Origin of the sequence: Paenibacillus periandrae (assembly GCF_022458865.1) — a bacterium.
Taxonomy (GTDB): Bacteria; Bacillota; Bacilli; order Paenibacillales; family NBRC-103111; genus Paenibacillus_S; species Paenibacillus_S periandrae.
The window spans coordinates 202,273-217,416 of record NZ_JAJNMU010000016.1 but is presented as its reverse complement, the minus strand read 5'-3'; the positions used below and the strand labels follow the sequence as shown (position 1 = coordinate 217,416).

Sequence of the window (15,144 nt, the reverse complement as noted above, 5' to 3'; positions counted from 1 at the left end):
GTAGCAAGAGGGTGAGAAGATGAAGCAAATTAGCAGTCGTTTTTCGATGGCAGTCCATATTCTCTCGATGATTACATTGGACCCGCTATATAGTACAGGCGATCGAATAGCACGAAGCATCAATAGTAACCCTGTTGTCATTAGACGGATCATGGCCCAGCTCAAAAAAGCAGGATACATTGAAACAAAAGCTGGAGTTGCGGGGGCCTCCCTTCGAATATCTCCCGAAAGATTAACCCTTCTGGATATCTATCAGGCGGTCGAATCTGTGGAAGGAAACCAGCTTTTCAATTTTCACAAGGACCCTGACCCAAGTTGCTCTGTAGGCATGAACATTGAATCGGTTCTTGCACCACAGCTCTCTCATGCGCAGTTGGCAATGGAGCATAAACTGGCTTCCGTCACTCTGGCTCAGATTGTTGAGGAATTACGGACAAAAGCGAATGTAAAATAAAGCTGCTCTCTACGTACCGTGGAGCAGCTTTATTTTACATTTTTTATATTTGTGCCAGTCAAACAGTAGCCTGAGCAGGCTCTACATATTCAATAAAACTGCCATCAGGATGTTGTACAAAAATGCTTGGACCAATAGGACCATGCTGATCCCTTATAATAAGGGTATTTTGCTGTTTGAATACGTCCTTCAATTCGTTCATGGAATCAACGTACACTACGGCACGGAGTGACCTGGCGGGCTCCAAGGCCTCCGGACTTCCAGATACGATAACGTAAGGATATACTGTGGCTAAAGACAATCCAGCTTCGGGAATTTCCCAGCTTCGATCCATAGGTCGGTTAGCAAGAGATTCATAATAAGCAACGGTTGTATCTAGTTGATTGGTAAAAACGGGGATAAAATGGTCTGTGATTTTCATATTAACCTCCCAAATTTGAATTTAATTTATTAACCTATAACTATATTGGTTATAACAATTATAGTTATATATTAATATCTCGATCCTGTCAAACTTTTTTGGCGAAAATTCTTCAAATGTTACAAGTACAGATAGAATCAAGCAAGGAATATATCTTCATCATTTCAGAGGATGTATATACGTGTTTGTATAATTAATGTAAAGAGCCCGAAAATACAAGAAACGGTATCTTCGGGCTTTTATTAATCTCGCTTGCACCTTACTTTTGCAGTTTCCTTTGCAAAGCCAATTTTTGTCCATTTTGGATAACGCTACCATGATCCTGTTTGTCTAGGTTATATCTACCCGATAATACTACAAAGATGACTAAAGATCATAGAAGCCCGTATGTCGAGCGAAATGACAAACTCCGCAATATGACAAAAAATCCAATTTATCGCCAATGGTAATGACAACAAATTGGATTTCATCCATTCATATTATTTCAGCAGCTTTATCTCATTGTAAGCCAGCAGCAGCGGTGCAACCCCGTGTCCGTTGTTCTCCACAACCTGCTCTCCGGTAATATAGTACACATAGCTGCCGTCGCGCACAATGCCCGTGTCCGGATTTCTGCCAAGCCCTGCACTTTTACAAATACCGCCCAGCCGGATTTCTCCATCCACCTCATGAATGTATTCCTTTACGGTACCATCAAAAGCTTTTTGACCGTATACCGCATATTCCTTGGGTAGACATCCAAGCCGCACACCTTTTAAGATTGCATAAGCCAGCATCAGCGTTCCACTTGACTCCAGGTAATTGCCTGCACTGTCCTCATGATCTACAACCTGGAACCACATGCCACCTTCGTGCTGATGAGGCAGCATGTCATTAATCGTTTCCAACAGCATGGCCTTTAATGGCTCCGTATCGGCAGGCTCCTTCTCAAGCAGCTCCAGCACATCGACCAGTGCCATGACCAGCCAGCCCACAGCACGCCCCCATACATGAGGAGACTGCCCCGTAACAGGATCGCACCAGAAAATTTCAAGGCTCTCATCATAAGCATGCGCATATAGCTTTTTACTGTCATCATATAAAAATTGGCGCGCATTCGCGAATTGGCGCAGGGTATCGGAATAATCCTTGGTTTCGCTGAACTCCTTTATATACTGCACATAAAACGGCTGGCCCATAAACAAGCCGTCAAGCCAAACCTGATTCGGATAATTCTCTTTGTGCCAGAAGCTTCCCGATTTCGTACGCGGATACGAATCCAGCTGCCTATAAATCTGGTCCAGCACGTTTTTGTATCTCTCATCCTTCTCCTGTTTATAAAGCGCGAACAGGTTAGAGGCCATCCGGATCTGATCTATGCTGTAATAATTCACATCAATGAATTCAATAATACCCGCTTCATTAAATTGACGATCGATAAAGCTTTTGGCAAAATCGTACTCGGCTTGGTCTCCTGTCTGCTCATAGCTGTCCTGATAAGCCTTGAGAATGCAGCTTTCAATATAATGCCAGCGCAGCGAATACCACTTCTCTTCTGTTCGATACTGCTTCTTAAGCAGATCAATTTGTGCATAAGTCATTGTCAACTACCTCCTAAATTCATGAAAATGCGCGTTCCCCCAAGATGGCCCAAGGCTCTTGGTGAACACGCACTGCTTGCCGTATGCTCTTAAACCTCAACCATTGCTTTAATGACACCGTTCGCCGGATCCAACCATCCTTCAAATTCCGCGATCATGCCATCAAAGCTTGTTTTATGTGTAATATAAGCATTCATATCCATCTTACCGCTGCTTAAGGCTTCAATGACAACCTCAAAATCCGCCTTGGTGGCATTGCGGCTGCCCATCAGGGTCAGCTCTTTTTTATGAAACTCCGGATCGTTGAAAGTGATATCCGCACTGACCAAGCCGACATATAACAGCTTGCCGCCATGGGCTGCCCATTGAAAAGCACCAGTCATCGAATGCCGGTTGCCCGTGGCATCCCACACAATCGTCGGATAGTCACCATCTGTGATAGCCTCCAGCTGCTCCTTCGGATTATCGGATGCGTTCACGATATAGTCAACACCGATCCATTCGCGACAAAACTGCAGACGCTGATCATTCATATCCATCGCAATGACAACGGCACCACGCTGCTTGGCAAAGGCCATAACGCCAAGTCCGATCGGACCCGCTCCAATGACAAGCACCTTCTCTCCCGGCTGTGGCTCGGCACGTCTTACAGCGTGGGCGCCGATGCTCAGCGGCTCCAATACAGCTGCCTCGTCCAGCGTAAGCTGATTGACCGGGATCAGGTGATCAGTCGGTACAGCAATAAATTCTCTCATACCGCCATCTGTATGAACGCCCAGCACACGCATCTTCGTGCAGCAGTTCGTCTTGCCATTCCTGCAAGCAATACATTCGCCGCATTCCAGATAAGGAATGAACGCCACTTGATCACCGACGGAAATCCCCTTTGCTTCGCCTTCAATCTGCTCGACGATGCCCGACAGCTCATGACCCAATATGCGTGGATAGCTGAAGAAAGGCTGATTGCCTTTATAAGCATGAAGATCCGTTCCACAAATACCGATCCTTTTAATACGGACAAGCGATTCGCCGGGCTGCTGTATGGGAATTTCCGCTTCAGTCATTTTGAATTCATTGATTTGTTGACAAACGATGCTTCTCATTCAGCTTGTCTCCCCTGCTTGATTTCACTTATTTACCAACAGTTTCCTGCCATTTTTTCTTCAGCTCATCGAAGCCCTGCTCCGGTGTGATCTTGCCAAATCCGATTTGCTGAGAGACCTTGTTGTATTCGCCGGCAAAGCTGCCATAGCCTTTGGGTCTGCTGTTAAATTCATTTGCAATAGGAGCCGTCTTTTGGATCAGATCAATCTGCTGCTTCTCCACATCCGTATATGTAGAAGTGAGAGCCTCTGAAACTTTTTTGGAAACCTGCGGTCCGCGCGACAATCCTAAGATTTTGCCCGCTTCTACATCATTCACGAACCAGTCGATGAATTGCTTTGCTTGCTCCGGATATTTGGACTCCTTGGAAACTGCAAAAAATTGGGCAGGCAGCAGGAAAGAACCTGATTTTACAGCTTTAGGTGTAACCATTAATCCGAATTGGCCTGGCTTCACACCATCAATAGCACCGATGCTTGCCGCATATCCACGCTGGATCATGATGGTACCATTCAGCAAATTGTCTAGCTTCGGATCATTCTCCTTATTCGCTACCGTAACATCAATCGGAGGTACGATACCATCCTTGCGCAGCTCCGCAAACAGCTGATTGAATTTCACGAAGGTGTCTTTATCGATATTGAATTTACCGTCTGGCGTGTGCAGAAGGCCTTTGCCTTGGGCCAGCTGGTAAATCTCATATTTGTCCGTTTCATTCCCGGCAATGGAAACCGATAAATCCTGAAGCAAATACTTTCCTTTGTCCAGCTTCGGCTTCACCTCGCGCGCCAGCTTGATCAGCTCATCCCATGTGAAGCCTTGATCGGGAACCTGAATGCCCAGCTTCTCTAACATCACCTTATCGTAATGCAGAGCTATGGCGTTGGCACCGATCGGAATCGCGTACTGCTTGCCATCCACATTGCCGGCTTTAATCAGGGAAGGATCAATATCGGATGCGCTGATACCGCTTCCAATGTCTAATAATTGACCGCGCTGAGCGTAATCCATCAAGTTATTCGTATCGATTTGCATAATATCGGGCAAATTTCTGGCTGCGGAGAGCGTACCCATCTTGGTCCAATACGTATCGAATCCCATATACTCAGGCTCGAATTTCACTTCAGGATGCAGCTTGGTATAAGCATCCAGAGCTTTAAGCGTAGCATCATGTCTAACTTGCGAGCCAGCCCATGTAATTCGCAATTTGACTTCCGATTTTTTATCCCCGCCTTGGGCAGGCTGGGCTGTCGGACTGCCCGAACCGCACGCCGATAAGGTTAAGCTTAAGCCAAGTACAGACAGCATAGCAGCCGTCTTTTTACGTCCAAATCCCACTGTAATCACCCTTTTCTTTGTTTTCACCCTTGACCCTTCATATTATAATTTAACGGCAGATTGAATCCTATAACACAAAGTTACAATTGTTTCTACAAAACAACAAAAAACGATTGTTATTTAATTAAATCCGTCGGATTATAGCCGGTATATTTTTTAAATTGCGTACTAAAATAGGAAATACTGTTATATCCAACCTTTTCGGCCACCTCATAAATGTATAAATTCCCTTCAAGCAGCATACCTTTGGCCCGCTCCATACGGATTCGGGTGATGTAGTTATTAAAGGTCTCGTTCATTACATTTTTGAAAATTTGGCCCAAATAGTTTTTGGACACCTGAACCTTCTCCGCAATCATACCGAGTGTAATATCTTCCATGTAATGCTCATGGGTAAACTGGGTGATGAATTCGACTATTTTCTGATGGCGTACATTTTCATTCATATACGTGCTGTGAATAATGGTCCGCACCATCTCTTGGAGCCAGCGCTGCAGGCTGTCTGTAGTATGCTCCCCGCCTGGCTCCGGCACGGGCTCAAAAGCCGGATACATGTTCTTCAGCTCGATTCCGATATCATACAGCGAATAGTTCATAATAATCCAAAGCTCACTCACAAACTGCTTCACATCCTGCTTATGAAACGGTTCGTCAGCCTTCAGCCCGGCTATATATTCAGCTATGAGCTGGTTGCCGTGCTCCTCTTGAACATTGCGAACGGCTTCAGCCAATTGATGGAAAAAGCGTACGGAGCTGATTTCCTGCCCCTGAATAGGCTTATCCTCTCCAAGCGTCTCACCCTTAAGGCTGTGGCATGCCTGTTCGAACGATTCGCCCAGCTGTCTCCAGTCCTTCTGGAAGCTGCCGACCCCGGTTGCCATCGTCAGCTTGACATGATCCCGCAGAGCGAGCTCGATCTGACGGCTGCTTTGGCGGGTGATCGTATGCAGCAGCTGCTCACTTTGTTCATTCGCATCCAGATGGATCAACAGCGCGTACAATCGGCTGTTCATTTCCATATATTCGTACTCGACTCCGTAGGCGTCGAGTATTTCCCGGACCACATTCTGGATCGCAAATCGCATCAGACTGCGGTCGAAAGCATACCAATTCTTCAATCCATCCGACATTTCCAGCTCCATGCAGAGTACGACATGCACCTGTTTCTCCCATTGCTCCACCTTGATTTGAACCAGCTCCGATCGGATGACCTGCTTGCCGGCATCTCCGATCAGCAGTGATTTCAGCCATTCCTTCATTACATAAGGCTCAAAATCCTGCAGCCTCTGCTCATGCTCCTGAGCTTCCTGTTCCTTCAACCGTTCCTGCTCCAAATTCCCGATGACCCGCTCCAATACCTTTTTCAAGCTTTCAATTGAAATCGGCTTGCTTAAATAATCATCTACCGACAAGCGCAGCGCCTGCCTTGCATATTCAAAATCGGAATATCCGCTCAAAATAATAAATTTTCCTTCGTACTGCTCACGACGCAGCGCTTCGAGCATTTCCAGCCCATTCATCACTGGCATGTCAATATCGCTAATCACAATATCGGGCCCTGACTGCAGAATCAGCTCCAAACCCTCCTTGCCGTCAATAGCCTCGCCTACCCACTCTGCCTGCAGCTCCTTCCACGGAATTGCATATCGCATCCCCTCCAGTAAATTGGGGTCATCATCAATAATCGCAACCTTCCACATGACGTAGCCTCCCTCCCGGTTCTGGTCTATAGCTTCGTTTCCAGCTTTGGAATTTGAATGGTCACCCGGGTCCCCTCGTGCTCCAGAGCGATTAATTCAATACTGTAATCCGAATCAAAAAACTCATTCAGCCTCGCTCGTACATTACCAATGCCGTAGCCGCCAGCCGTTTTTTTCCCAATCTGCTTCGTGTTATGAAGGCCCTTCCCATCATCGGTGATCGTGATTACAAGCTTCGTTTCCGTCGCGCTGACATGGATATCCAGATTGCCGTGCTCCCTGCCGTGAAATCCATGCTTGATACTGTTTTCAACGAAAGGCTGCAGGGTCATCTTAGGAATAAACAAGGGCAGCAGCTCCTCACTGACATCGATCCGGTACTTAATTTTCTTCTCTCCAAGGCGGATTTGTTGGATTTGCATATAATTTTTTACAAAGTCCAGCTCCTGCTCTACGGTTATCAAAGCTTCTCCGTCTGATAACCCGATCCGCAGCATCGCACCCGTCATCTCCAGCACGACGCTCATCCGTGTATTCCCGTCCTTAATAGCCATCCAATTCAGCTGGTCCAGCGTATTGTATAGAAAATGCGGATTCATCATCGCCTGCAGCGCTTTAACCTCGGTTTCCTTTTTGCGTTTATATTGCTCTTCGAGCGACTGGTACAGCTCCTCAATCCGTGTCAGCAGCCGGTTGTAGCCTAGAAACAGCTGTCCGAACTCGTTGCGGTAATCCGAGGGCAGATGACCCTTATTCAGATCAGGGTATTGGTTCATGCTTCGGAGCAGCAGATAGATTGGCTTCGTAAACTGCCGATTCAAATAGACACTGATCAGCATTACAGCAATAATTGATAGCAAACCGATCATTCCGAGCACCTTCAGCATAAACAGACTGTCCTCTGCAAGCAGCTCCCACGGCGTAATTTCCGCAACCACCCAGCCGGAGCCAGCCATCTTGGAGGAAACGACCAGAGCTGTCGAGGATGAAAATACAAGCTTCTCGACGCTCGTCATTTCCTGAGCCGTCAACGGTAGTGCGCTGCCGAGCATTTTCTTGTATTCATCGTCGGTCAGCACAATGGACGGATTACCGATCTGGACAATCTTGTGTCCGGTGGAATCAACCAAAAGCCGCTGTGACAGCAAATGCTGATCTCCGAGCACCGCCTGCAGCGTGGTCGCTTTCATATGAATCAGCACGACTCCGGCATAATCACCCGACAACGAAGTCAGCTTACGTGCAAAGCTAACGACCGACTTTTTACCATTTGGGGAATCGATCAAATGCTCGCCAACCCATAGAAAATCGTTTTTTTCCAATAACGGGTACCAAGCTTCCTTGTCCAGCTCCTGAAGCGGAAGATAGGCCACTGGGGACACGGGGGCTGGGGGCATATTCATATAAACATGGATGCTGTCAATCATCGGTGATGAGAAGGTCAGCCCAAGCAGCGCCGAGGAAACCCGCTCCGTCAGAGCATGCTGCTCATAAGCCTCGTTTTGATTGCCCAGCAGATTAATTACATCGGGATTTCTGGATACCGCTAACGAAATGGACTCTATAAAGTCCAACTTCTCCTTAAGCCGTCCGTTTAATTCAACAAGCATTTTCTCCTGGTAACCCGAAGCGGTCTTCACGATAGCTTTAACCGAGTAGTGATAGCTGATCCAAAAAATGACGGTGAACAGGCAAAGGGCGAACACCGCAAAAGATCCGAAATACAGATAACGTATAGGAAGCTTTTTGAATAACGACTCCAAGCTCTTCGCCTCTATTCTATAAATTAGTGTCCGCCCAAAACGCAAAGACCGAAATATGCCGTAAACCGGCACATTTCGGACTTGGATGCAACTGAACTTGAACTTAGCCTTTTAAACCGGAGGTCGCCATACCCTCCACGATATATCGCTGTGCCAGGAAGAAGATCAACGTTCCCGGCATGATCGACAAGAATGACATAGCGAACAGTTGGCCCCATGGCGTACTCGATTGAGCGTCGACAAATACTTTAAGCGCCAAGCCGACGGTGTACTTGTCTATGGATTGAATATAAATCATATGTCCCAAAAAGTCATCCCAATTCCACAAGAAGCAGAATATAGACATCGTAATTAAGGCGGGGACAAGCAGCGGTAATATAATACGCCAGTATATTCCGAACGGCGAGCATCCGTCGATCTTGGCGGCCTCATCCAGCTCGTGAGGAATACCGCGAATAAACTGTACGAGCATAAAAATAAAGAATGAGCCGCCCACGCCGCCTGCAAGCGAATGCGGTACGATAAAAGGAAGGTACGTATCTATCCAGCCGAATTTGCTGAACATCACATACTGTGGCACAATAGTAACCTGATTCGGAAGCATCAGCGTGACCAGAACGATGGAAAACCAAAAGCTTTTTAAAGGAAAATTCAATCGTGCGAACCCAAAAGCAACCAGACTGCAGGAAAAGAGCGATGTGAACAGGACACTCAAGATCAAACGGAACGAATTCAGGTAGAAATGACCGAATGAGTAGCCTGTAATCGCGGTCCAGCCCTTCACGAAATTATCCAGGGTCGGATGCTGCGGCCAGAAGCCCGGTGAAGCCAGCTCCGCATTTGTTTTGAAAACAGCTCCCACCCACCAAAATATCGGATAGAAGAGAATTAAACATAACACAATCAGGAACAGATGTGAAAGAATTCGATTGCGGCCCCAAGTCATTCTATTTCCCTCCTTCAGTTTCGTAATGAACCCAGCGCTTGGATGAAAAGAAGATCAAAGCCGTCACTACGCCAATAATTAACAACAAAATCCAGGCTAATGCAGAAGCATAACCCATTTGGTAGCGGGTAAACGCCTTTTCGAATAAATAAAGTGCGTACATATATGTAGATTCCAATGGTCCACCACGTGTAATAATAAAAGCCTGAGTAAACATTTGAAAAGCTCCAATCGTCTGGAGGACCAGATTAAACAAAATAATCGGGGACAGCATCGGCAGTGTGACGGCGAAGAAGCTTCTAACCTTGCCTGCGCCATCCACAGCAGCCGCTTCATAAAGCTCATGAGGAATTTGCTTTAAGCCGGCCAGGAAAATAACCATCGAGGAACCGAACTGCCAAACCGCCAGAATAATCAGTGTCAACAGCGCCGTTTGGGGAATCCCGATCCAGTTCATGCCTTCAATTCCAACTGTCAGCAGCAGCTGGTTGATCAGGCCATCACGACCAAATAAGTTGCTCCACAGAATCGCAACCGCGACGCTTGACCCGATCAAGGAAGGAAAATAAATGACTGTACGATAAATGAACATGCCTTTGAGCTTCATATTGAGAACAACAGCAATGAGTAGAGCTCCTGCCAGCTTAATCGGTACGGCCAGTAGAACGAAAATAAATGTAGCTTTAATCGAGTTGATAAACGACGAGTCATCCAACAGGATTTTGTAGTAGTTGTCCGTACCAATCCATTTCTCCGCTTCCAGCAAGGAATAATCGGTAAACGAAAAGTAGAGGGATTGCAGCATGGGCCAAAACGTAAGTAAAAAAAATCCCAGCAACCATGGTGAAATAAACAAATACCCTTGTAAATAAGACTGCCATTGCTTTTGTTTGTTTGCTGCTGCAAGTTTTGTCATGTGCTAATTCACCTCGCTTAATTTGGTCTTTTGCAGGTTTTCGAAATATCCATTGTCCGGTAAAGCCATTTTTCCTACACCCCTTCTGTTGCCTTTCAGTTATCAAGTATAGGATTAATTATAAAGCATAAAGAAGCCGTCCAGAGGCATGATCTTTTTAAGATAGTAACGAAACTTCTCAATAACTAACGTTTCCTGCTAGCCTACTGAATTCTTTTCTAACTATCTGGAAAGGAATGTGAGAGGATTAGGCAATCATTTGGCAAGAATGGGATAACGGTCATTTTGTCATCTGGTGCATAATAAGGGTGTGAAGCGGGGGATCATACATCGCAATGAGTAACACTTGAAAAATTTACCTTCGGTTAATAAATAATTTTAAGATCAAAATGAATGTGAACAAAGCGTTTATGACGCTATGATGGCAGGCTATCGGCTGATTGATACAGCTGCCTCTTATCAAAATGAAGAAGCGGTTGGCAGAGCGATCAAACGGAGTGGAGTAACAAGAGAGGAGCTATTTTGAATTAAACCAAGAGGATATGGAATCGATTACTACATTAGATACGAATCAGAGCCTGTTCTTTTCACATCGCGATCCTGAAATGGTAAAGTGGATTGGTAAACGTAAACTTGATATCTAACAATTGGTTCACCGCACTGTCTGTAACGGCAAGCTATTCCTTTATTCCATGCGAACCAACTGCTTTCTCTCAGAGTCCCAGCGCCATGTTAAATCACCCTGCAGCCGCAGACCGCCATACCACTCATTCATTCCCTTCACCTTCACCCAGTCCTTTACTCCCGCGGCTACTTCCATCCCTACCTTTGTTAATGAAATATCGCAATTTTCAAAGGAGGGAGTAGTTTTCTTTCGGTAATCAGGAAAAGTATGTGAGCCCCGTACCTCTAATAGTGCATTCGGTTGTTCCGACATCCTCCTTAAACGATACCAAAATTCCAAATCACCCATCCCTAGCACACTTAAGCGGTTCCCGATTTCTTTAAAAAGCTCGCGCGGGGTATCCACCCCATGCCGAATAAGCTCCAAGATGGTCTGTTCCACAATTCCCAACCCATTCATTGCTGAAGGCAGTCGAGATAAGTGCAGCTCAAGTGCAGCGTGAGCGTAGGGCAACTCCGATGTGTCTTCATGCAAAAGCTCAACATGCCGTTCTATATCCGGAGAGGCGTATGCCTCCCAAATTCTTCTACCCGTCTCAAGCTCCTTCTGCCCGATCCTCTGCCACGTACCTGACAATGTTTCCAACTGCTTGGTTGTAAGCTGTCCCAATCCACGAAACAAATCAATGCCTGGGTAGTCGCCGATACACAGTAAATTCAGTTTTGTATGTCCTAGTGTCCGCTTTGAAAACCAATGCAGCAAAAAGCTTAGCATGAGCTGGTCAAACAAATCATGCTCGAACCATAATACAACCTCATCGTATGTGTGGAAGCTTTGTAGAATCTGTTCTTGCGACTTACAATTTGTCACATAATCATCTGCCGGAATGCCCATGGTGTTTTCCAAATACTCCACTCTTGTCGACCTCTGAATGGGTTCGCCCATTTCAACGAATACCGGACCTACGGGGTACACTTCTCTCCAGACCAAGATATCTCCGCCAATATTCCCCTTTCTTAACTTATCACCAACAAAATCTCCGTTTACTATATGGAGCATTGATACTCCCCCTTCGTATAGATCGTCGAACATGGATTTTATAAAATCCATATCTGATGCTAATTTGCACAATTTTCTAAGTTCATTGATATGTTCTTTGATTAGTTTATCCAGCAAGTCAGTTTGCTTACATTATACACAAATGAGCCCATATCGCGCTTTTATCTGGGGTTTATACCGTTCAGGCGAGATTTGAGGTTATCCAAATGGCCAAATTTGAAGAAGTGAAAAATGCTGTTATTTTTCCAGCCTTGCTCGTTCCAGCAAGCTGTATACGTAATCAGCTTTTTCATCAGAATAGGCAAGAAGAGTTGTAATTCCTTTATGAAGTGAACTCAGTTTCCGATCTGAATATTGTTTAGCGAAGTCTGGATTCTCTCTTAGGTAATCCCAAATCAGAATGTTGTTAATCCATTGTTCACCATTCCATACAACGACGGCAAGATTGTATGCATGTTCCTTACGTTTTCGGAAATACAGTCTTCCCTTTACACCGGCTTCACCGAAACCCTCATAGCCCATTTGTTCTAATGAAGAAGTTATAGAACTAACAAGTTCAAGTGTACTGACACCAATATGATTTTATTTATGTAAAATTACAAAATTCAGAGATTATTGTCTTTTTAAAAAGTAAAGTCGAAATCGACATCCTCCAGCAATGAGGCTACCTTGAACTCCATGCTCATGCTCCGCCCTTTCGCTAATTCATACAATCGGCCCAGCTCCGCGGCAAGTCCGTCGAGTGGCGCCTTTTCGATCGCCTGCTCGAATAAAAATTTATACTCCTGAAATGGCTCATCATCGTTCAACCGCGATTTGACGGCTTTATTCGCTTTAGCGTACAGATCGTCCGGCGTTTTGCCCTTCAACGGTTCCAAAGCGGCCAATATCGGTTCGAGCTCATTGAGCCGTCGCATCAGCAATGCTATGGCATCGGGGTCGCCAAAATCGGCTTGCGGCTCCACGAATTCGGCTCTGAGCACTTTGTTCGCCTCTTTATGATTGAACAACTGCCTTGCGGCCCATTCGAACCGGTTGAACAAAGCCGTACGGCGCAGGTCATACCGCTCGTGCAATACCTGCTTATTCACATCGTCGACCGAACCGACATGATATTTTCTTTTGCCGATGCCATGATCGTCGCGAACCTCATTTTCCACCGAATTAATGTTCAGATATTCCTCGGAGTTATGCCACAGTTTCATGTCGGCCTTGCCTCCCACCCCGAGCTGGTCAACGCCGATAAAGGAATCAGGCACCATCCCTTTCATGAAACGGGACGCGTGCCCCAATTCATGGCCGACCGTGACAAATTCCGGCGTGGCAATTTCCTGGTTCCCTTGGCCGACCATTTTTTTCATCCCTTCGTCGTTAATGCGTACCAGGCTCCCTGTTGATTGGCCTGTCTTATATACTTTGCCATTGAATTTGAAATAGGGCTGTCCGCGATTCTCATGCAAAAACCGATTGAGTGCGGAGGCGTCTCCCACCTCTCCCCCGTACCCGGGAATTGCAGCCATATCTACTCCCACAAGCTCATCATCATTAGCGGGTTTGAAATTGTAGCGTTTATCTTTCGATTCCAGATCGCTCCGCGGGATCGCCTCGTTTGAAGTCGTATCGGTGATGCCGGTGCCAGTCAACTCTGTGGCAAAATTGGAAGACAAAATGACCTGTTTCTTATCGCTGTCCTGCGCTGCATTCAGCTCGGCAATCAGCTTGCGGCCATTCGGCCCCTGCAGCAGCTTAGCAATAGCGGCTAACATCCGGTCGCGAAAGCCGACCGTTTTTTCCAAAATTTTGATGTTACCTGCTCCTGCTACGATTTCCCTCCAAATCGTATGGACGGTTTCGATGGCCTCGCCCCCTAGGCCAGCCGTGTCGATCGGAACAAGCGCTTCTTGCCGCGCGATCTCCTTAACCAGTTTGCGGTGCTCGTCCTCACTTTCCCTCAGCAACGACATCAGCAAGGTACCATTCGGAACTTCATTGATCTTCCTCTCAACGAATGTATTCATCCAACTGTGGATATGTGTATCCAACTGTTTCAGGGCATGCAGCCGCAATTGACCATTAGCGTCGTTTTCACTGCTGAGCAACCGGTATTGCTCCAGTTGCTCGGCAATCTGCTCGAGCAGTTCGTTTTGCCCTTCACGAGGTGTACGTTGAGTGAGAAACGTATCTCTGTCCCTCATCATTTGAATCGTTGAGGAAGGGTTTGGGGAGCGGGTTAGCCATTGGCCTACCGCGCGATTTCCCACCGTCTTCTGCATTTGCAGCACATGCGACCACATCGTAGCCGGAATTTCCCGATTCGTTTCCGTGGGGCGGACCGGGCTATTTCGCTTGACTTGTCCCTCCGTCCGATTGCGTGTTCGTTCCATAAGTTCCCTCTTTTCATTAAAAAAGTCTGAATTGGGTTACCTGCCACACTATCTCACTCGATCTCTACTTATCGATGTATCCTTGTTGTCCCATTCAGTCTAGCACCCGTTCCAGATATTGACAATCAGAAAAATCCGCCTCATGGCTGTTTGCACAAAAAAAACACTCCCGGCATCAGGAGCGTTTGTTCTCATAAAAAGCTTAACATTCCTTTACCAACGCCGAGCATCTTGCTCTTTCGGATCGGTTACGTCGGTTCATGCCTCTCGCCTACAATCCGATAAGTCCTTGTCGCTCCGATTTCGGGAGCTTGGCGACGACGAGCTGGTAGGATTCCCTGAGCATCGTTGCAATGACGTCTTCGGGCACCGTACCGTTAAGAATAACGGTATTCCAGTGAGTCTTGTTCATATGGTATCCGGGTATGACAACCCCAGGATAGCTCTCGCGCTGCAGCCAAGCTTCGTCTGGAGATGTTTTCAGGTTGATGCTCTCCACGCCCTGCTGCTTGCCAAGCAAAGCAAACATTTTATTCCGTACAAACAGCACCGGCATATGCGGGTCGAACGGATACCGTAGGCTTGTGCCGTAGTAGCTGAGCCCTAGCTCAATTAATTGTTCATGATTCATAAGTTCGGTCCACCTTGTCCCGTTTAATTGGTCATCTTGGCAGGAAGGAGGAGTGTCCGTTTTCCTGCCTAATGGAATATTACCAAAATCACGGTGCCAAGCAAACCCTTATTCTTGAACGCCAGGCTCATAGGGCGAACGATGACATTCTCTATGGTGACCGTCAGGTCAAGGTAATTGGGTACACCCTTCTGCTGCTCAGATCAATTCAATAGCCTTAGTG

At 46.4% G+C, this 15,144-nt stretch carries 13 protein-coding genes and 1 pseudogene; 2 read left to right on the top strand and 12 right to left on the bottom strand.

Translation table 11 applies throughout. From position 1 onward, the window contains the following. Window positions 1-19: 19 nt before the first annotated feature. Window positions 20-454, top strand: a complete 435-nt coding sequence (locus tag LRL21_RS26290) for an Rrf2 family transcriptional regulator (protein ID WP_240418735.1) — start codon at window positions 20-22, stop codon at window positions 452-454. A gap of 58 nt (window positions 455-512) precedes the next feature. Here LRL21_RS26290 and LRL21_RS26285 read toward each other — a convergent pair whose 3' ends face one another. The 8 genes from LRL21_RS26285 to LRL21_RS26250 form a co-directional block, all read right to left on the bottom strand. Beyond that, window positions 513-875, bottom strand: a complete 363-nt coding sequence (locus tag LRL21_RS26285) for a VOC family protein (protein ID WP_240418734.1) — start codon at window positions 873-875, stop codon at window positions 513-515. 479 nt (window positions 876-1,354) lie between these two features. Beyond that, window positions 1,355-2,455, bottom strand: a complete 1,101-nt coding sequence (locus LRL21_RS26280; RefSeq protein WP_240418733.1) for a glycoside hydrolase family 88/105 protein — start codon at window positions 2,453-2,455, stop codon at window positions 1,355-1,357. A gap of 89 nt (window positions 2,456-2,544) precedes the next feature. After that, window positions 2,545-3,558: a zinc-binding alcohol dehydrogenase family protein gene (locus LRL21_RS26275; RefSeq protein WP_240418732.1), complete on the bottom strand. Its 1,014-nt coding sequence runs from the start codon at window positions 3,556-3,558 to the stop codon at window positions 2,545-2,547. A gap of 28 nt (window positions 3,559-3,586) precedes the next feature. Next, entirely contained in the window at window positions 3,587-4,924 is a 1,338-nt protein-coding gene (locus LRL21_RS26270) for an ABC transporter substrate-binding protein (RefSeq protein ID WP_240418731.1), read from the bottom strand. A gap of 89 nt (window positions 4,925-5,013) precedes the next feature. Beyond that, the gene (locus LRL21_RS26265; protein ID WP_240418730.1) at window positions 5,014-6,597 is read right to left on the bottom strand and encodes a response regulator transcription factor; all 1,584 of its coding nucleotides are present in this window, start codon (window positions 6,595-6,597) and stop codon (window positions 5,014-5,016) included. A gap of 26 nt (window positions 6,598-6,623) precedes the next feature. After that, window positions 6,624-8,360: a cache domain-containing sensor histidine kinase gene (locus LRL21_RS26260; RefSeq protein WP_240418729.1), complete on the bottom strand. Its 1,737-nt coding sequence runs from the start codon at window positions 8,358-8,360 to the stop codon at window positions 6,624-6,626. A gap of 103 nt (window positions 8,361-8,463) precedes the next feature. After that, window positions 8,464-9,306, bottom strand: coding sequence for a carbohydrate ABC transporter permease (locus LRL21_RS26255; RefSeq protein WP_240418728.1), 843 nt, complete (start codon window positions 9,304-9,306; stop codon window positions 8,464-8,466). A 1-nt stretch (window position 9,307) separates the two neighbouring features. Beyond that, entirely contained in the window at window positions 9,308-10,222 is a 915-nt protein-coding gene (locus LRL21_RS26250) for a carbohydrate ABC transporter permease (RefSeq protein WP_240418727.1), read from the bottom strand. A gap of 382 nt (window positions 10,223-10,604) precedes the next feature. Between LRL21_RS26250 and LRL21_RS26245 the strand changes: the two are divergent. Then, window positions 10,605-10,745, top strand: a pseudogene (locus LRL21_RS26245) (aldo/keto reductase); the annotation flags it as partial. Between the two features lie 162 nt (window positions 10,746-10,907). Here the strand turns inward: LRL21_RS26245 and LRL21_RS26235 are convergent. The 4 genes from LRL21_RS26235 to LRL21_RS26220 all read right to left on the bottom strand — a co-directional run bounded on the left by LRL21_RS26235 (window position 10,908) and on the right by LRL21_RS26220 (window position 14,921). Next, window positions 10,908-11,906: a DUF1835 domain-containing protein gene (locus LRL21_RS26235; RefSeq protein WP_240418726.1), complete on the bottom strand. Its 999-nt coding sequence runs from the start codon at window positions 11,904-11,906 to the stop codon at window positions 10,908-10,910. Window positions 11,907-12,143: 237 nt separating this feature from the next. After that, window positions 12,144-12,482, bottom strand: coding sequence for a GrpB family protein (locus tag LRL21_RS26230; RefSeq protein ID WP_338044682.1), 339 nt, complete (start codon window positions 12,480-12,482; stop codon window positions 12,144-12,146). Window positions 12,483-12,529: 47 nt separating this feature from the next. Further along, entirely contained in the window at window positions 12,530-14,290 is a 1,761-nt protein-coding gene (locus LRL21_RS26225) for a M91 family zinc metallopeptidase (RefSeq protein WP_240418724.1), read from the bottom strand. A gap of 271 nt (window positions 14,291-14,561) precedes the next feature. Beyond that, window positions 14,562-14,921: an MmcQ/YjbR family DNA-binding protein gene (locus LRL21_RS26220; protein ID WP_240418723.1), complete on the bottom strand. Its 360-nt coding sequence runs from the start codon at window positions 14,919-14,921 to the stop codon at window positions 14,562-14,564. Window positions 14,922-15,144 lie beyond the last annotated feature (223 nt).